The sequence below is a fragment of the Catellatospora tritici genome, from assembly GCF_019083965.1.
Classification (GTDB): Bacteria; Actinomycetota; Actinomycetes; order Mycobacteriales; family Micromonosporaceae; genus Catellatospora; species Catellatospora tritici.
In genome coordinates this window covers 107,824-126,029 of sequence record NZ_JAHRCY010000009.1, presented here as the reverse complement: position 1 = coordinate 126,029, position 18,206 = coordinate 107,824, and the positions used below count along the sequence as shown (strand labels likewise).

The window sequence follows — 18,206 nt, the reverse complement described above, 5'->3', positions numbered from 1 at the left end:
GGTATGGTGCAACGCATGCCACCGACGATCCAGGTCACCGACCTGCGCAAGGCCTACGGGGAACTCGTGGCCGTGGACGGGGTGTCGTTCGAGGTCCAGGCAGGGGAGTTCTTCGGCATCCTCGGCCCGAATGGCGCCGGTAAGACCACCACCTTGGAGATGCTCGAAGGACTGCGTCAGCCCGATGCCGGGCAGGTCACCCTGTTCGGCGAGAAGCCCTGGCCGCGCAACCCGAAGCTGCTGCCCCGCATCGGGGTGCAGTTGCAGGCCAGCGCGTTCTTCGAGCGACTCACCGCCCGCGAGCAGATCCGCACCTTCGCCTCGCTGTACGGCGTCTCCGCCAAGAAGGCCGACGAGTGGCTCGACCACGTCGGCCTGTCCGACATGGCGGGCAAGCGCAACGAGGACCTGTCCGGCGGTCAGCAGCAGCGGCTGTCGATCGCCTGCGCGTTGGCGCACGAGCCGGACCTGGTCTTCCTCGACGAACCCACCGCGGGGCTGGACCCGCAGGCGCGCCGCAACCTGTGGGACGTGCTGCGCGACATCAACTCCCAGGGCCGCACCGTCGTGCTGACCACGCACTACCTGGACGAGGCCGAGTCGCTGTGCGACCGGGTCGCGATCATGGACCACGGCAGGATCCTGGAGTCCGGTCCGCCCGCCACGCTGGTGCGTGACCTCGACGCACCCACCCGCATCTCCGTGGAGAGCGGCACCATGACGTTGGACGCGGCCCGAGGGCTGGTCGACGGCGTGGAGGTGGACGACGACGGGGTGTCGCTGACCTTCGCCACGCGTACCCCCGCGCCTGTGCTCTCCGCTCTGGCCGAGCAGGACGCGCTGCGCGGCCTGTCGGTGCGCGGCGCCACGCTCGAGGACGTCTTCCTGCACCTGACCGGACGGGAGTACCGGGCATGACCGGTCTGATCAGTCTCTCCAAGGCGATGGCGCGAGGGTTCTTCCGCGACCGCACCGCGCTGTTCTTCACCATCCTTTTCCCGCTGATGTTCCTGATCATCTTCGGGGCGCTGTTCAAGTCGCCGGGCGCTTCGAAGACCGACGTGGTGCAGATCGGGTCGGTCGCGGCGTTGGACAACCTGCCCGCCGACGCGAAGGCGCAGCTGTCGGACGTGCTCGCGGTGACCCGCGAGGATGACCGGGCCGCCGCGCTCCAGCAGGTCCGCGACGGTGACGTCGCCGCGGCGCTGGAGCAGCAGGGTGACCAGATCATCGTCCACTTCTCCGCCGCCGACCAGGTCAAGGCCGCCACGGTGCACGGCATCATGCAGGCGCTGGTGCAGCAGACCAACCTCGCCCTCGCCGGGGTGACTCAGCCCGCGCTGACGCTGACCACCAAACAGGTCGAGGACGAGTCGCTCAAGGCGATCCAGTACATGACCCCGGGCCTGCTGGGCTGGGCGATCGCCAGCGGCGCGACGTTCGGCGCCGCGCTGACGCTGGTGTCGTGGCGGCAGAAGAAGATCCTGCGGCGGCTGCGACTGTCCCCGGTGCCGCTGGCGTCGGTGATCGGCGCCCGGGTGTCGGTCAGCGTACTGCTCGCGCTGGTGCAGTCCGGTGTCTTCATCGGGGTCGCGCTGCTGCCGACGTTCGGACTGCAACTGTCCGATCAGTGGTACGCCTTCATCCCGCTCATGGTCGTCGGAACACTCGCGTTCCTGTCGATCGGCCTGCTCGCCGGGGCCGCCGCCAAGACGTCCGAGGCCGCCAGCGCCATCGCCAACCTGATCGTGCTGCCGATGGCGTTCCTGTCCGGCGCCTTCTTCCCGCTCGACGGCGCGCCCAAGTGGCTCCAGCAGATCTCCGACCTGCTGCCCCTCAAGCACCTGGTCAGCTCGATGCAGGACGTGATGGTGCGCGGCGAGGGCTTCACCGCCACCCTGCCCGCCATCGGCATCCTGGCCGGGTTCTCGGTGGTGGTTTCCGGCATCGCCGCGCTGCTGTTCAAGTGGGACGACGCCTGATCGCTCAGCGCCGCGCGCCGCGCTCGCTGCCATCGTGGCGCGAGCGCGGCAGCGGCAGCTTCACACCCCGTTTGCGTAGCAGGCTGGTCAGGTAGACCAGGGCGGCGGCGAGCACACCCATGTCGTCGAGGTAGATCGGGTCGGGCAGCAGGTCGATCGGCAGGAACGTGTAGATCAGCGCGCCGTAGAAGGCCCACTTGCCACCCGCGCCGACCTGGTCCAGCAGGCGCTTGGTGACGAACAGGCGCTTGCCCAGCTTGATGGCTCCCCAGAGGGTGAGCAGGCAGAAGATACCGCCGATGACGGCGATGAGGATCCAGGTCTGTCGGGACACATGCGCTTTCTACCCCATGCGGGTCCGGTTAAGCATGAGCCGATCGACCCTGATCGCCGGGTGCGGCCGTACCGCACCCGGCGAGGCGGTTCAGCCGAGCGTGGCGGCGACCATCGGTACCAGCACCCGGTACGGCTCGGCGGCGAGGAACGGACCGACGACCCCGGGGAGATCCGACTCCGTCGTGATCAGTGCCGCCGCGTCGAAGGACCACTGCGGCGCGCTGTCGCCGGGCACCACGATGACCGCCCGAGCCTTGACCGTACGCGTTCCCGACATCTCCGCGACGGCGTTCTGGCAGGCCGCACGCCATCCGTTGAGACTGGCGTCCATCTCGGGCAGGCTGTTGGCAGACCGTGCGAGGTGGACCAGCACCACACGGGGCCCGGCTGTGATCGCGTACGTGAAGATCGGGTCGCGGGCCAGCTTCACCACCCGGACCGCGGGCAGCCGCAGCAGCGGTTCGAGCATCGGCGGCACCTGCGCCTTGATCATGCCGAACAGACGCTCCTCGCCGACCCGCTTGCGCGCGTCGCGCAGCCGCTTCAGCTTGTCTTCGATCTCGGTCCGCTTCCGGTTGGCGGTCCATTTGTCGAGGTCGGCATCAGTCAGCATGACCAGCAGAGTCAGGCCCGACGCCAGAGCCACTATCCCGAGCACGGCCGGTAGCCAGTTGGCGCCGAAGCCGTTCATGACCGCGCGCTTGACGTAGAGCGCAGCGCCACCCACCATCATCAGACCGCTGAGCACCGCAGTGGTCGCGGCGAATGCCTCCGTGGCCGAGGGCCATGGTTCCGGACGCCGCGAGACCAGCATCACCCTCAAGGCCGCGGCGACCAGCGCCACGGACCCTGCGGCCCAGTAGAGGTTCCAGTATTGAGTGGCCAGCGCGACCGACGCCACCGCCCAGATCAGGAACGGCGCCCAGAACCGACCCGCCGGCTTGCTGGTCAACTTGGGGACCGTGGGTTCGATCGCGTACTCGTACGCCGGATTGCGGCGGCTGTCCACGTTGGTCGGATCCCAGCGGGGCGACTCCGCACCGGTGCGGGTGCCGCCCTGGGTAGGGGCCATGTCCACGATCGTCGGCGCGACCGCGGCCGACTGGTCGGGGACACCGGCCAGTGCCCGAGCGCGGAGCACGGCGCCGTTCACCGTGGCCAGGTGCGAGTCGTACACCGAACGCGGCGCGCGTCCCCAACTCTGCTGGAGGCGCTGGCGCACCAGCGGTATCACACTGGATCCGCCCACCGGCAGCACAGCCGAGACACCCGCCCAGCTCATGCCCAGCCGCTCCAGCAGTGCGGTGCACTCGCGGATCGTCTCGTCGATCGAGGGGGCCACCAGCTGCTCGAACCGAGCCCGGGTCAACTCGAACTCCACCGGCGGCCGCAGTTCGGTGAGCATCTCGAACGCCTGCTCCGAGTTCGACAGCTGGCACTTGAGGCGCTCGCAGGCGGCCCGAACCTGGAGCAGCCGCAGCAGGTCCGAGGAGGTCTTGGCCTGCTCGGAGAACAGTTCGGCGGTCTGCTCCGGATGGCGTGCCCGCAGCTCGGTCTGCACCACCTCGTCGAACAGGGTGCCGCCGATGTCGCAGCCGCCGTAGTCCAGCACCTGCAACTCGCCCTTGTCGCGCCGCTCGGCCACGGCGCAGTCGAAGGTGCCGCCGCCCAGGTCGTACACGAGCAGGCGGCCCTGGCCCTGGCCGACCATGTTCTGCGACAGCGCGTAGGCGCCGGCCGCGGCAGGCTCGGCCATCAGCTCGATGGTGGCCGCACCCATCCCGGCGTTGATGGCGGCGGTGCGGATCACCTCTTTCTTGTCCCGGTTCCACGACGCCGGGACGGTGATGACCACGACCTCCGGCTCGGAGTTGGTGATGGCCTTGGCACGCTGGTGCAGGAAGCCCAGTGTCGCCGTGACGAGTTCCTCGACGCGGCGCCGCTGCCCGCCGAGGATGATCGGGCTGCTGTGCCCGACATACCGTTTGAAGTTGTCCAGGTAGCTGCCCGGCGAGCTCTGCTTGCGGTTGACGGCCTGGCGGCCGACGACGAGCGTGCCGTCGTCCAGTGCGCACACGGCGGTCGGGATCTGGTAGTTGGCTCCAGCGGCACCCGCGACGTCGCCGACGTACCTGTTGCCCGCCCGGGGCATCCCGATGGCCAGCGCAGAGTTGGACGTGCCGAAGTCGATGCCGTAGACGACGCCTGTCACGAAACCGTTCTCCTCTTCACGGACTATCTCGGACGTGACTCGAGCGATCCGACGTCGTCGCCGAGTTCGGACAGTTGGTTGGCCAGTTGCTGATGCCGCTCACGCCGCGGCGCCAGCTCCCGTCGTAGTGCGGCGCGAGCGGACGCGTCCGCGGTGAGTGTCCGGTCGACCAGCGTGATCGACCGGGTCAGGCTGGCCCGGTCGAGGGCGATACCGCGGGTCAGGGTGTCGCGAAGCACCTCGAGCCGTCTGGCCGCTTCGGCGACGAACCGGTCGTCGGCGTCGCGCGCGGCCTGCTCGACGAGCTTGGGCAGCCGCTCGGTCAACCGGTGCGCGATCTTGCGCCGATGATCGGCGCGGGCGGTGCGGATGTGTTCCCAGGTCACCACGACCCAGCCGGCGAGGTGCCCGACGACACCGCCGATCAGCGCACCCGCCGCGTTGCCCACACCCGGGGCGACCAGACCGCCGATGACCCCGCCAACGGTCGCGCCGACGCCCGCGATGGTCACGCCGGTGCGAACGCTGAGCTTCAGGGTCTGCGCGGGCTGGATCGAGGGGGTTCCCGACGGCGTGCCCTGGCGCACCACCTGCGGCGGTGACCAGAACTGCTGCGACGCCTGCGCGGTCACCAACTCGATCTGCGCCAGCGCCGCCGCGTCGGCGGCGAGTCCACCGCAGAGCGCGCTCAGCGCGCGCTCCGCCTCCAGCGCCGCGTCGATCATCGCCCGCTGTGCCCGCTGCACGACGTCATCCGGGTCCTGGTCGTCGCCGTACAGGTCGGTCTGGGTGCGGATGTTGAGCACCAGGTGCTGGAAGGCGGCCGCCATGTCCTGTCTGATCATCGGCGAGCGGCGCTCGAACTCCTTGTCCAGGTGCTGCAGCCAGGCGCTCTCGCCCCGGCGCAGGTTGTCCAGCTGCAGCTCCAGCCGGGTCAGCTCCGCCGACTGCACGCCGGCGTCGGCTTCGGCGAGTTCCTGCCACGCGTTGGCAACCGGGGCGGCCTCGTGCTCCAGGGCCTGCGCCAGGCCCGACAGCGCCGCCGAGATCCGCGCCTTCTCGCAACCGATGGTCAGCTGGCCCCACAGCACCTCCTCCAGTTCGGGCAGGCCCGAGCGTTGACGCAGCGCCGGGTCGTGCTCCGCGGCGGCGTCGAATGCCCGGTAGGCGGACACCGGCAGCACCGTGACGTCGGCGCGGTTGCGGCGCACCGCCGTGGCGATCTTCGTGCGTGCGTCGTCCACGATGGGGCGCCAGTCGGGCACGTCGTCGATCTGCGCCACGACCGCGGTGAATGTCGGGCACTGCGCCACCACGTCGTGCAGGAACGCCAGCTCATACGCGGTGAGCGGTTCGCGCGCGCCGGTGACGAACAGCACCGCGTCCGCGGTGCCGAGGAACGCGTACGTCGCCTCGGTGTGCGCCGCCCGGATGCTGCTGATCCCCGGCGTGTCGACCAGCACCAGGCCGGAGCGCAACTGCGGGATGGGGGCGAACATCTCCACCACCGCGACCGCCTGGGCGTTGCCGGGATCGGCCTCCTCGGTGGCGTAGCGGGAGACCTCCGAAAGGGGCACCTCGAACCGCCGCCCGGGGCGGCTGGTCGCCGGATCGGGGTGGGTCGTGACGAACGCCCGCTCCTGCGCTCCCCAGGCGAGCTGGGTGACCACACTGGTGGTCAACCCGCCCTCCGGGAACAGGCCGGGCCGTCCCATGAGTGCGTTGAGCAGGGTCGACTTGCCACGCGAGTATTCGCCGCAGACCACGACATAGAACGGCTGGGTCAGGGCCGAACGGGCCCGGTCGATCGCGTCGTGGGCGCCTCGGTCGGGCTCGTCCGGCAGCAGCTCGACCAGGTCGCGGGCGAGCCCGTCGAGTCTGGCCCGCAACTCGTCGGCGCGTCTCATTCGGCCGCCGGCGCCGTGTACAGCACCACCAGCTGCGGTTGCAGCAGGCTGCCGTCCAGGCGCAACCCAGGACGCACGCTGTGCGCGATCTCGCCGATCCTTCGCTCGTCGGTGGTGGGCACGGTGTGCGCCACCTCATGGGTGGCCGGATCGAACTGGCCGTCATCCTCGAAGGTCGTGACTCCGGCCAGGCTCATCACCCCGTTGAGCCGCTCGGCCAGCCACCTGATGAAGTTGCGTGCCTCGATCTCGGCATCCTGGTCGACCGCGTCGCGCACCGCCCGCACCCGCTCGTCGATCACCACGAGCTCCTTGGCCAGGCCCAGCCGCGACCGCTGCGCGTCGGTGAGGCCGCGTTCCAGCTCCAGCCGCGCCAGATCACCCTCCCGGGCGATGTAGGCGTTGCCCTCCGCGAGCATGCTCATGCTGGTCATGGCCACGCGCAGCAGTCCCTTCACCGACATGTGCTCGTCGGGTACGGCCTGCCCGACCAGCCTGGCCCCGTACGAGGCGACCGTCCGGGCGAGGTCGTGGACCTCCCGGTCGTGGCCATCCCGGCCGGGGCGTCCCCTACCGAACACAGTTTCCTCCCGTGTACGTGGAATCGGACCGGCTGTCGTCGAGCAGCCGTGCGGCGAGGTCGCCGTAGCTCTTGCGGATCACTCCGGCCGCGCGCTGCGTCGCGCCGTCCACCGCCGGGTCGATCGATCGGCGGGCCCACTGCTCGACCGCGGCGAGCGCGACGGCGAGCTGCTGGTCGGTCGAGGCGTCTTCGGGAAGGCCGAGCCGCGCGGCGACGCTGGTGCCGCGCTCGCCGATCACACACAGCAGTTCGTGCCGGCTCTGCTCGTCCAGCCGCAGCCGCTCGTAGTAGAGGTCCCGCAGGACGGCGAGCTCGGCGAACGCGTGCTGGTTCTCCCTGGTCTGTTCAAGACTGGCGGCGACGCGGTCGAGCACCTGCGGGTGGTCGGCGCCGCGCAGGTTGCAGGCTCGGATGAAGTCGCGGATGCGCCGCTCGGGCAGGCTGAGCGCCCGTTCGAGGGCGATGAGGTCGGCCCGGTCGCCGAAGTGGCGCACGATCTTCTCCTCCAGCTGCGGTACACCGCTGCGCTGTAGCAGCCGATCGCGGACCTCCTGCTCGGGCACGTTCTCCCGCAGGTACAGGCAGGCCAGGTAGATGCCCCAGGCGCCCAGCCCACGGGCCAGCTCACGCGCCGTCGCCGCCGAGATGGGGCTGCCCGGAAGGTCCGGTCGGGAGAACTCGCCGATGTCGCGCAGCCACCGCAGCAGCCGGCCGGGCTCGACCTGGGCCAGCTCCCTCAGGGCGCCGAACAGGGGCGCGGGCAGGGTCAGCGCGCCCTCGGCGAGCAGCCCCGAGACCGGCAGGATGGTGTGGAACAGGTGGCGGACCTCCGGCTCGCGTTTGAGGAAGCCGTCGATCTGCGGCTGGGCGTCGTCGACCAATGGATCGAACTCGTTCGGCTTCGCGCCGCTGCGTATCGCCTTGCTCCAGGCCAGGTCGCACGAGCTGAGCACGCCCAGCGACCGCAGCGGACTGCCCCGGTCCGCGGTGGCCGCGCCGGAGTCCAGGAAGCGCAGCACCACGTCGCGGTCGCGGGCGTGCAGGCGGCTGCGGGAGAAGAGGTACAGCACCGCGTCGGCTGAGCCGATCTCGCCCTCGCTGTCGGCTCCCACCTGCTCGGGTTGCCGTCCCAGCACCTCCAGGATGCGGGCGTCCTCCTCGGACAGGGATATGCCGAGGTAGGTGAGTGTGGCGGCGGAGTCGCCGTACACACTGCCCAGGCCGGGCGTGTCCACCAGGGTGATCTGCCGCAGCAGCTCGTTGCCCACCTCGAACACGATCCGGTCCACACCGCGCAGCACGTCGAGCCTGTCCCGTTCGGCCAGGGTCAGTTTCGCCAGCTCGGCGCGGGAGACGGTGCGACGCCCACCGTCGCGGTAGACGATCGTCGTCTGCTCGGCATCGGCGGCCGGGTAGACGAACTCGTTGACATTGAACGTCAGCTCCAGTTGCGCCGTCGCGGCCAGGCGGCGCTTGAGCAGGGCGTTCACCAGAGTGGACTTGCCTCGCTTGATCTGGCCGACGACCGCGACCCGGATACTGCGGTCCAGGCTGTCGGCGGCGGCTCGCACGGCGGAGCTGATCTCGCGCACCGCTTCGGCGTGGCGGTCGCCTTCCAGTGCGGCCAGTGCCGTGGCCAGTACGCCATGAGCCGTGGTGATTTCGGCCCTGCGGTCCCGTCCTTGCATCAAAATATGCCTCGCCGCCGGGCGTGCCACCTGGATGAGACCAGCATGCTAACGCCCGTCGACATCGGATATCCAGGTCGGCGGCGGCTCGACCGTCGCTTTTGGCCGGTCGGCGGAGGTGCCGGTCAGACGGTGGGTCAGAACGCGTGTGCGGCTCGCGTTGCGGTTCCGCCGTACCCCCGAACCAGCTCCGATGGTGGCCGCGGTTCGGCAGACGGACCGCGGGCACCGGAGGCATCCGGTGCCCGCGTCATGACCCTAACCGACGGTCACCGGCTCCAGGGCCGGCTCCGGCTGGTGCAGGCGCTGGCCCTCGACGTCCATGTCGGGCAGGACGCGGCCCAGCCAGCGGGGCAGCCACCAGGCCGCCTTGCCCAGCAGTGACATCACCGCGGGCACGATGGTCATGCGGACCACGAACGCGTCGACCAGCACGCCGAACGCCAGCGCGAACCCGATCGACTGGATGAGCGTCTCGCCCGAGAACACGAACCCGCCGAAAACGCTGATCATGATGATCGCCGCGGCGGTGACCACCCGGGCCCCGTGCCGGAACCCGGTCACGACAGCCTCGCGGGCCGGGGCACCGTGTACGTAGTCCTCGCGCATCCGGGTCACCAGGAACACCTGGTAGTCCATGGCCAGGCCGAACAGGATGCCGATGAGCAGCACCGGCAGCATGCTCATGATCGGGCCGGTGACCTCGACGCCGAACACGTCGCCCAGCCAGCCCCACTGGAACACGGCCACCACCGCGCCGAACGTGGCCGCGACGCTGAGCAGGAACCCGAGCGTGGCCTTCAGCGGCACCAGCAGCGAGCGGAACACGAGCAGCAGCAGGAGGAACGCCAGCCCGACCACGACCGCCAGGTACGGCACGAGCGCGTCGTCCAGGCGGGTGGACACGTCGATGGCCAGCGCCGTGACGCCGGTGACCGCGAGCGTGGCGCCCGTACCGGCGGCGATGTCGGCCCGGTGGTCGCGGATGCGGTGCACCAGCTCGGCGGTGGCCTCGTCGTTCGGACCGGTCTTCGGGATGACGGCCAGCAGCGCGGTGCGCGCGTCAGGGCTCAGGCCCTGCGGCGCGGCGTAGGCGACGTTGGGCAGGCCCATCAGCTTGCCGGCGAGGGCGCCGGTCACGGCCTGCGGGTCGGCGCCCGCGGGCAGCTCGGCGACGATCACCAGCGAGCCGTTGAAGCCCGGTCCGAAACCGGTGCTGAGCAGGTCGTACGCCTTGCGCTGGGTGGTGGTCGAGGGCTGCATGCCGTCGTCGGGCAGGCCGAGGCGCAGGTCCTTGGCCGGGATCGCGATCACGGCGAGCGCGGCGATGGCCAGGATCAGCACCGGGATGCGGAAGCGCACCACGAATCGGGCCCAGCGCTCGCCCATCGGCACCGGGCCGCCGTCGGCCTCGGGGTCGGGGGTGGCGTGCCCGAACAGGCGGCCCTTGACCAGGCGGTTGCCGGAGAAGCCGAGCAGCGCGGGCAGCAGGGTGATGGCGACCAGGACGGCGATGGCGACCACACCGGCGGCGGTCAGGCCCATACCGCGCAGCAGCGGGATGCCGACCACCGACAGCGCCGCCAGCGCGATGATCACGGTGAGTCCGGCGAACACGACCGCCGAACCGGCCGTGCCGACCGCACGCCCGGCCGCCTCGGCGCCGTCCTTGCGTACCAGCAGTTCATGCCGGAACCGGGACACGATGAACAGGGCGTAGTCGATGCCGACAGCCAGGCCCAGCATCAGCGCCAGGATCAGGCTGTTGGAGTTGATGTCGGCGACGCGCGCGACGATGAGGATGCCCGCCATGCCGACCGCCACACCCGCGAACGCGGTCAGCAGCGGCAACCCGGCCGCGACCAGCGACCCGAGCGTGATGATCAGCACGAGCGCGGCGATGGCCAGGCCGATGACCTCGACGATGCCGGTCTCCGGGTTGGCCCGCAGCGCGTCGCCGCCGACCTCGACGGTCAGCCCGGCGTCGCGGCCGGTCTGCGCGGCGTCCATCAGCGCCTCGCGGTCACCGTCGGTCAGCGCCATGCCCTGCACCGAGTAGGAGACCTGGGCGAAGGCGTAGCGGCCGTCCATGGAGATTGACTTCGCCGTGTACGGGTCCACTACCCGCGCCACCTGCGGCGCGTGCTGCAGTTGCGCCACCACCTGGCCGATGGCGGCCTGGACCGCGGGGTCGGCGACGGTCTTGCCCTCGGGCATGGCGAACACGACGCGGGCGCTGGCCCCACCGGCGTGCGCCTCGGGGAAGCGCTCGGCCAGCTGGTCGATGGCCCGCTGCGCCTCGGTGCCCGGAATCTTGAAGTCGTTGGACATCTTGCCGGACAGGGTGGCCGCGCCGGCGCCCGCGAGGGCGAGCAGCAGCACCCAGACGCCGAGCACCAGCCAGCGACGGCGGTACGAGAACCGGCCGAGTCGGTAGAGGAACGTTGCCACGGTGGAGAACTCCAGACGAGGGAAGGGTGGCGGTCATCACGGCGAAACACGCTGTTCACACTGCGTGGAGGGAGTCGCCGCGCACGGCCAGACACTAGCCGTTCGGCAAGGCCGGAGCAAGCCGATCGGCAAGGCGTGAACTTGACGTTCGGCAAGTTTTCAGCTTGCCGAACGGTAAGTTCGCAGCTAGCCAAACGGCTGGGTGACGGCTTGCCGAACGGCTAGCCTTTACTCGAACAGGGACTTTCCCTAGAGTGAGTGATCTGGTAAGGAGTACGCCGTGACAGCTGTGGCCCAGGCCGACTCGCGCGGTCCGGAGCGCACCCGGCAGCGCCTGATCGACGAGGCCTGCCGGTTGTTCGCCATGCACAGCTTCGCGGGCACCTCGCTGCAGATGATCGCCGACAACCTCGGTGTCACGAAGGCGGCGATCTATCACCACTTCAAGACCCGCGACGACATCCTGACCGCGGTGATCCAGCCCGCGATCGAGGAGCTGCGCGGCATCATCACCACCGCGCAGGCGCAGCGGACCCCGGCCGGGCGGGCCGACGCGATGCTGTCCGGCCTGGTGGACCTGACGGTCAAGCATCGGGCGCTGATCGCCATGATCGGCACCGACCCCGGCGTGACCAGCGCGCTGGAGAGCCACCCCGACATCGTGGATCTGTTCCGGCGCCCGGCCGAACTGATGACCCTCGACGACACCCCGGCCGCGGAGATCAACGCGGTGGCGGCGCTGGCGGGCATCGCCACCACGGCCTCGTCGCCGATCCTGCAGCACCACGAGTCGTCGGTGCTGCGGGAGTGCCTGATCGCGGTCGGCCGCCGCATCCTGGGCATTCGGGGCCGCCGCGCCTGATCGGCCGATGATCGTCGTTTCCGGTCGGTAGGTGGCTCGGGCCTGGCGTGCGTGCAGTGTTTCGACCGGAGACAGTGATCTTCGGTGCTCGCAGTGGTGGATGATCGGCGTTTGCGGTCGGAAAGTGGGTTTCGGCTTTGACGCCGTGCAGTGTTTTGACCGGTAGTGGCGATCTTCGGGCCTGTTTCGATCGATGATCGCTGTCGTCGGTCAAAAGGGCGCTGTGCAGCCGAGATAGTGACCGAAGACGGCGATCATCGTTGCGCGCCAGCCGCCAGCCGCCAGCCGCCAGCCGCCAGCCGCCAGCCGCCAGCCGCCAGCCGCCAGCCGCCAGCCGCCAGCCGCCAGCCGCCAGCCGCCAGCCGCCGAACGAGGCGGGGTCCGCCGCGCGGTGCGCGACGGACCCCGCTGGGCGCGACGAGGGTTACCCCTTGCGCCACTTCTGGTTGCTGGCGCCGGTGCAGGTCCACAACTGGAGCTTGGCGCCGTTGCCGGTGGCTGAGCCGGTGACGTCGACGCACTTGTTGGCCTGCGGGTTCACCAGGTCACCAGCCGCGTTGAGGGTGAACTTCTGTGCCCCGGTGCCGTTGCAGGTGTAGAGCTGGATCGCCGCGCCGTTGGCGGTGGAGGCCGCCGCGACGTCCATGCACTTGCCCAGGGCCTGCACGCTGCCGTCGGCGGCGAAGGTCCACTTCTGGGCGCCGGTGCCGTTGCAGTCCCAGATCTGCAGTCGGGCTCCGTCGACCGCGTTCGAGCTGGGGATGTCGATGCAGCGGTTGCTGCCGGTGCCGATGATCGAGTTGGCGCCGGGGGTGGTGCCGCCGTCGTTGGCGTACACGCGGACGTAGTCGACGACCATCGTCTGCGGGAACGTCGTGCTGGCGTTGGGGGAGCCGGGCCAGTTGCCGCCCACGGCAACGTTCATGATCATGAAGAACGGGTGGTCGAACGCCCAACGGTTGCCGTTGGTGTCGGCACTGGTCTTACGGGAGTACTGGATGCCGTCGATGTACCAGGTCACCGAGCCTGGCGCCCAGTCCACCGCGTACGTGTGGAAGTCGTTGGACAGCGCGGCGCCGCCGGGCAGGGTGTACTGGCCGGTGAGCGGGTTGCCGCCGGAGTAGCCCGGTCCGTGCAGGCTGCCGTGGACGGTGCCCGGCTCGGAACCGATGTTCTCCATGATGTCGATCTCGCCGTTGTTGGGCCACGGGTTGGTGGCGATGTCGCTGCCCAGCATCCAGAACGCGGGCCACATGCCCTGCCCTCGCGGGATCTTGATACGCGCCTCGAACCGGCCGTACGTCTGGGTGAACTTGCCGGCGGTGAGCAGGCGTGCCGAGGTGTACTGGCAGCTGCCGTACCAGCAGCTGTAGCCCGCCGGGTTCTCCTTGCGCGCGGTGATGACCAGGTGGCCCTGGCCGTCGTGCGAGGCGTTGCTGGTGCTGTTGGTGTAGTACTCCAGCTCGTTGTTGCCCCAGCCGCCGCCACCGATGTCGAACTTCCACTTGCTGCCGTCGACCGGCGCGCCCGCGGCGGCGTTGAACTCGTCGGCCCACGTCTGCGGACCGACAGCGGCGGCGGGCGCGGCGGTGACCACGTTGACCGGTACGGCCAGGCCGACCGCCGCCAGCGCGGCGACGGACAGCCGCGCGACCAGGCGTGTTGCTCTGCGCATGTGACTACCTCCCCTGTTCGGGATCGGATGCCACCAAGCGGTGCCGAGCGGGACACATTGGAAGCAAAGTTTATAGATCTGTGTCGCCGACGTTACAAATCCACATCGATCCCGTCAAGAGAGCGCTCCCTCATGGACTGAGTAGTCGATCAGGAGGCGGTGCCTTCGACGCGCCGTCGAGCCGTGCCATAGGTTCATGATCGACGGGTGGGAAGGGGGCTGCCCGCCGCGTGGATGGGACGCGGCGGGCAGCGGGAGTGGGGACTGTAGGGATACGGGAGTGGGGACTAGCGGGACAGGCGGGTGCGGTGGACGCCGCCGTCGCCGGTGCCGGCGAACAGCCACGTGCCGTCGGTGCTGACGGCCAGGGTGGTGATGTCGGTGTTCTGCAGGCCGGACGAGATGTTTTGCCAGGTCAGGCCGCCGTCGGTGCTGCGCAGGACGCCGCGTCCACCCTTGGCCAGGCCGTCGGCGAGGAACGACTTCGTGCCCGCGTACAGGGTGGAGCCGTTGGCGGCGAAGTCGGAGACCCACAGCAGCAGCGGCCCGGTGTCGCCGGTGCGGAACGTGCGGCCGCCGTCGGTGCTGACCCGGATGCTCTGCCCGCCGACGACCATCCGCTTGCCGTCGACGCGGATCGCGGTGACCCGTCCGTCGGCGACCCTGGTCATGTTCACGCCGCCGTCGTCGGAGCGGAACAGCCCCGAGTCGGTGCCGATCCACAGCCGCTTCGGGTTGGCCGGATCCCCGGCCAGTGCCCGCACCGGCTCGTCGAGGTACAGGTTCTTCCAGGTCTGGCCGCCGTCGGTGGTGACCGTCAGGCCGTGGCCGCCGAGGCTGTCGAAGCCCGCGTAGACCCGGTTCGGGTCGGCGGGGTGGACCATCAGGGCGGTCGGAACCTCGCCGGAGGTGCCCTTCTCGGTCCAGGTGCGGCCGCTGTCGGTGCTGATGGACATGACGAACCCGCCGAACGCGAACTGGCGGATCTTCCACAGCACCGCCGGGTCGGCCGGGGACGTGGTGACGAACTCGGCGCCCTCGCCGACCCAGCCCTCGCCGACCGCGGCACCCCACTCGGGGCTGCTCGCGGGCACCGTGGTGCGGTAGACGCCGTTCGGGGTGCCCGCGACCAGGTCGGTGCCGGTCACGGCCAGGTCGTACACCTTCGTGCCCGGTACGCCGAGGCGGCGGAAACCGGTGCCCTCGGGTGTGTAGACGCCCGCCGTGGTCGTGGTGGTGGCGGTGCCGTCGGCCCAGCGGTCGTAGTCGTACACGGCCGCGTCCCGGGTCGGCAGGGCCGTCGCGGTCCAGGTGCGGCCGTGGTCGGCGCCGACCAGACCTTCACCGTCGTATGTCGCGGCGTAGAGCTCGCCGCCGGTGGCGCGCAGGCCGGTCAGGCCGAACGAGCGGCTGTACAGCGTGGACCAGTGCTGCCCGCCGTCGTGGGAGCCCACCACGCCGACGCCCCACACCAGTGCCGCGACGACCCCGCTGTCGGCCGCGATCCCGGCGACGAAGCCGGTGCCGGTGTAGACCTGCGCCGCCTCGCCGGGCGTGCCCGAGGTGATCCCGGCGAGCTTCCACACGCCGTCGTAGGTGCCCAGGTACAGGTCGTCGCCGCCGATCACCGCGTACTGGGCCTCGCCCGGCAGGCCGGTGGCGGTGGCGTTCCAGGTGTCACCGCCGTCGGTGCTGGTGTACATGGCCCCGCTGACCAGTGCCACCAGTACGCGGGTGCGCTCGTCGGCGACCAGCGCGGTGACGTACCCGGTCGGCAGGTTCAGGGTGGTCCAGGTGCGGCCCGCGTCGGTCGTGCGCAGCACATGGCCGCCGGTGCCGGGGTCGTTGACGGCGTACCACCACCGGTCGGCGTTCGCGGAGTCCAGGACGACGGTGCCCAGGCCCGCGGCACGGCCCACGGGCAGGCGGTTGAGCTGGGTCCAGGTCGCGCCGTGGTCCTTGGTCAGCCACGGTCCGGCGGTGTAGTCGGTCGTCATCACGGCTCGGTCGCCGTCGGCCGCGGTGAGGGCGAGGTTGCCGCCCGCGCCGTTGGGGCCGACCGACTCCCACCGGTCGTGCCGCACGTCCTCCGGTGTGACCTCGAACCCGGACGAGCCGATGAGGTACTGCCCGGTGGCGGCGGTGCCCCGCACACTGACCCGGTACGCGCCCGCGCGGTCGCCGGTGAGGTCGGCGGTGTACACGTCACCCCACTGGTGCACGGCGGTGACCTGGTACGACTTGCCGTGCTGCGGGTCGACGACCACCACCGGCGCGGCGGCCAGCGGCGTCGGCGCTGCGATCCACACGGTGCTGTGGCCGTCGCTGGGGTCGGGCGAGGCCTGCACCAGCAGCGGGCGCACCACCAGCAGGTAAGGCACCCGTACGGCCCGGCCGCGACCCGCGTCGGCGGTGATGACGCCGGACAGCTCGGCGAAGCCCTCGGGCCGCTCGGCCCGCAGCGTCACCGACACCGTCGCGGTGCCGCCCGCCCGCACGGTCACCTGGTCCGGCTTGACCGTGACCGTGTTCGAGTCGGCGCGCAGCCGTACGGTCAGCGCCGAGGTGCCGGAGTTGCGCAGTGTCACCGTGGCGTGGCCGCCGACGGTGGCGCCGGACAGGTCGGCCAGACCGAACGACACGCTCGCCGGGCTGGTGGTGAGCACCGCGTCGGCCGCCGCGGCCACGTCCAGGCGGCCCGCGCCGCCGGTGGTGGCCGGGGTGCCGGGCAGGGGCTTGGCCGTGCCCGCCAGCGCCGACAGCACGTCGGCGGGGGACTGGCCCGGGTGCAGTTGGCGCAGCAGCGCCGCCGCTCCGGCCACGTGCGGGGCGGCCATCGAGGTGCCGGACATGCGGTACTGGCCCGGCGCGAACAGCGCGGTCGGCACCGTGGAGCGGATGTCGACGCCCGGCGCGACCAGGTCGGGCTTGAGCGTGAAGCGCGGCGACGGGCCGCGCGAGGAGAACGAGGCGATCTGGTCGGTGACGTCGGTGCCCTTCAGCGTCACCTGCACCGGTCCGGCGTCCAGCGCCCGCGACAGCTCGTCGTACTGGGTGCTGTCCATGCCGAGCACGACGAGGGAGTCCATCCGGTACAGGTCGCCGGAGGCGGTCAGCTTCGCCAGGTTCCTGGCCAGGCCGGACGGCGCGACCGGGACGGTGCCGTCCTGCGCGGCGACGACCGGGCCGCCGCCCGCGGGCGAGCCGGAGACCATCGCCAGCGCGCCCCGGCGCTCGACCTCCTTGGCCAGGTCCAGCTCCCACTGGGACAGGTAGTCCAGCGCCGGGGCGGCGAACCCGTTCACGCGGACGATCTTGCCTGCAGGTCACCGGCCTGGTCCAGCTCCTCGGTGCTGCCGTAGCCGACGTCGACCAGCGACGCGGTCACCGGCGCCACCGCCGGATTGGCCGACAGGATGCCGCGGTAGGTCTGCAGCTTCACGCCCTTGACGTACGCGGTGGGCTCGACGCGGTCGCTGGTCGAGGCGCCGACCGCGATCACGCCGTCGGCGGCGGCCGGGCTGCCGATGGTGTCGGCGCTCGGGCCGCTGTTGCCCGCCGAGGCGACGACCACGACTCCGGCGCGGGTGGCGGCGGTGGCGGCCAGGCCCAGTGGGTCGAGGCCGTCGCCGGGGCCGCCGAGGCTCATGTTGATGACGTCGGCGCGGTGCGGGTTGGCCGGGTCGATGGCGGCCTCGATACCGGCGATGATGTCGGAGGTCTCGCCCTCGCCCCATTCGTTCATCACCTTGTACGCCAGCAGGTTCGCCTCCGGCGCCACGCCGGTGATCCCGCCCGGTGCGGCCGCGCGGCCCGCGATGATGCCCGCGACGTGGGTGCCGTGGCCGTTGTCGTCCATCGGGTCGGCGTCGTCGTTGACGAAGTCGTACCCGCCGACGACCTTGAAGCCCTCGCCGAAGCCCCCGCCCAGGTCCGGGTGGCTGTAGTCGATACCGCTGTCGAGCACCGCGACGGTGACGCCCTTGCCCTTGGCAGCCGTGCCGGTGGCGTCCTGGCGCTGCCACACCCGCGTCGCGCCGATCAGCGGCACGCTGACCTCGGTGTGCACGCGCACCGGCCGGTCCGGCACCACCGCGGCGACCCCGGGCAGCGCCGCCAGCGCGGCGACCTCGCGCTCGGGCACAGTCGCGGCGACCGCGTTGACGAGCAGGTTCAGTGGGCGCTCCTGCGACAGATGCAGGCCCCGGCCACGGGCGCCGTCGACGAAGCCCTGTTGGCGGCCGCGCAGCGCCTTGCGCGCGTCGGCGACCTTGACGGCGTCGGCGCCACGGGCGTCCCGCAGTCTGCCGCCGGGGGCGGACGCGGCGGCGGCGTCGCCGTCGAGCAGCACGATGACCCGGCGCTGTGGCGCCGGTTGCTGGGCCACACCGGCCGGGGACCACGCCGACAGCAGCCCGGCGGCTACCGCGAGTGACAGTCCGGCTGCGAGGAACCGAGGAGGGGGGATCTTCATGGTTAAGCGTGTCTACTGGCCTATTTGCGCCAGGGC

At 70.9% G+C, this 18,206-nt stretch carries 12 protein-coding genes; 3 read left to right on the top strand and 9 right to left on the bottom strand.

Going from position 1 to position 18,206, the window contains the following annotated elements:
• The first annotated feature begins 15 nt into the window (after window positions 1–15).
• Both KUA19_RS21370 and KUA19_RS21365 read left to right on the top strand, forming a co-directional pair.
• Window positions 16–918 (top strand): ABC transporter ATP-binding protein, encoded by a 903-nt coding sequence (locus KUA19_RS21370; RefSeq protein ID WP_217398200.1) that lies wholly within the window; start codon window positions 16–18, stop codon window positions 916–918.
• A complete protein-coding gene (locus KUA19_RS21365; RefSeq protein ID WP_217398198.1) occupies window positions 915–1,982 on the top strand; it encodes an ABC transporter permease in 1,068 nt (355 codons plus the stop codon). The genes KUA19_RS21370 and KUA19_RS21365 overlap by 4 nt, the downstream gene beginning before the upstream one ends.
• Before the next feature lie 4 nt (window positions 1,983–1,986).
• On the opposite strand, the gene KUA19_RS21360 is transcribed toward KUA19_RS21365, so the two are convergent.
• The 6 genes from KUA19_RS21360 to KUA19_RS21335 all read right to left on the bottom strand — a co-directional run bounded on the left by KUA19_RS21360 (window position 1,987) and on the right by KUA19_RS21335 (window position 11,159).
• Complete coding sequence (locus tag KUA19_RS21360; protein ID WP_217398196.1) at window positions 1,987–2,316, bottom strand: YkvA family protein; 330 nt, start codon at window positions 2,314–2,316, stop codon at window positions 1,987–1,989.
• A 90-nt stretch (window positions 2,317–2,406) separates the two neighbouring features.
• Window positions 2,407–4,530 carry an Hsp70 family protein gene (locus tag KUA19_RS21355; protein ID WP_217398194.1) on the bottom strand — a complete coding sequence of 708 codons (2,124 nt, stop codon included), beginning with the start codon at window positions 4,528–4,530 and terminating at the stop codon, window positions 2,407–2,409.
• Window positions 4,531–4,553: 23 nt separating this feature from the next.
• On the bottom strand, window positions 4,554–6,437 hold the full coding sequence (locus KUA19_RS21350; RefSeq protein ID WP_217398192.1) for a dynamin family protein: 1,884 nt from the start codon (window positions 6,435–6,437) through the stop codon (window positions 4,554–4,556).
• Window positions 6,434–7,018 carry a nucleotide exchange factor GrpE gene (gene grpE / locus KUA19_RS21345; RefSeq protein WP_217398190.1) on the bottom strand — a complete coding sequence of 195 codons (585 nt, stop codon included), beginning with the start codon at window positions 7,016–7,018 and terminating at the stop codon, window positions 6,434–6,436. The genes KUA19_RS21350 and grpE overlap by 4 nt, the downstream gene beginning before the upstream one ends.
• On the bottom strand, window positions 7,008–8,708 hold the full coding sequence (locus tag KUA19_RS21340; RefSeq protein ID WP_217398188.1) for a dynamin family protein: 1,701 nt from the start codon (window positions 8,706–8,708) through the stop codon (window positions 7,008–7,010). The genes grpE and KUA19_RS21340 overlap by 11 nt, the downstream gene beginning before the upstream one ends.
• 258 nt (window positions 8,709–8,966) lie before the next feature.
• Window positions 8,967–11,159, bottom strand: coding sequence for an MMPL family transporter (locus KUA19_RS21335; RefSeq protein WP_217398186.1), 2,193 nt, complete (start codon window positions 11,157–11,159; stop codon window positions 8,967–8,969).
• A gap of 280 nt (window positions 11,160–11,439) precedes the next feature.
• Between KUA19_RS21335 and KUA19_RS21330 the strand changes: the two genes are divergently transcribed.
• On the top strand, window positions 11,440–12,021 hold the full coding sequence (locus KUA19_RS21330) for a TetR/AcrR family transcriptional regulator (RefSeq protein ID WP_217398184.1): 582 nt from the start codon (window positions 11,440–11,442) through the stop codon (window positions 12,019–12,021).
• 424 nt (window positions 12,022–12,445) lie between these two features.
• Here the strand turns inward: KUA19_RS21330 and KUA19_RS21325 are convergent, their stop codons facing one another.
• From KUA19_RS21325 to KUA19_RS21315, 3 genes are all read right to left on the bottom strand, one after another.
• A complete protein-coding gene (locus KUA19_RS21325; protein ID WP_217398182.1) occupies window positions 12,446–13,696 on the bottom strand; it encodes a glycoside hydrolase family 16 protein in 1,251 nt (416 codons plus the stop codon).
• 287 nt (window positions 13,697–13,983) lie between these two features.
• Entirely contained in the window at window positions 13,984–17,001 is a 3,018-nt protein-coding gene (locus KUA19_RS44015) for a S8 family serine peptidase (protein WP_308167555.1), read from the bottom strand.
• The gene (locus tag KUA19_RS21315) at window positions 16,998–18,170 is read right to left on the bottom strand and encodes a S8 family serine peptidase (RefSeq protein WP_217398180.1); all 1,173 of its coding nucleotides are present in this window, start codon (window positions 18,168–18,170) and stop codon (window positions 16,998–17,000) included. The genes KUA19_RS44015 and KUA19_RS21315 overlap by 4 nt, the downstream gene beginning before the upstream one ends.
• Window positions 18,171–18,206: the final 36 nt, after the last annotated feature.

Bases quoted from the DNA above. Each gene is read 5' to 3' on its own strand.
- KUA19_RS21370 (WP_217398200.1), top strand. From the start codon at position 16: ATGCCACCGACGATCCAGGTCACCGACCTGCGCAAGGCCTACGGGGAA.
- KUA19_RS21365 (WP_217398198.1), top strand. From the start codon at position 915: ATGACCGGTCTGATCAGTCTCTCCAAGGCGATGGCGCGAGGGTTCTTC.
- KUA19_RS21350 (WP_217398192.1), bottom strand. From the start codon at position 6,437: ATGAGACGCGCCGACGAGTTGCGGGCCAGACTCGACGGGCTCGCCCGC.
- KUA19_RS21340 (WP_217398188.1), bottom strand. From the start codon at position 8,708: ATGCAAGGACGGGACCGCAGGGCCGAAATCACCACGGCTCATGGCGTA.
- KUA19_RS21325 (WP_217398182.1), bottom strand. From the start codon at position 13,696: ATGCGCAGAGCAACACGCCTGGTCGCGCGGCTGTCCGTCGCCGCGCTG.
- KUA19_RS21315 (WP_217398180.1), bottom strand. From the start codon at position 18,170: ATGAAGATCCCCCCTCCTCGGTTCCTCGCAGCCGGACTGTCACTCGCG.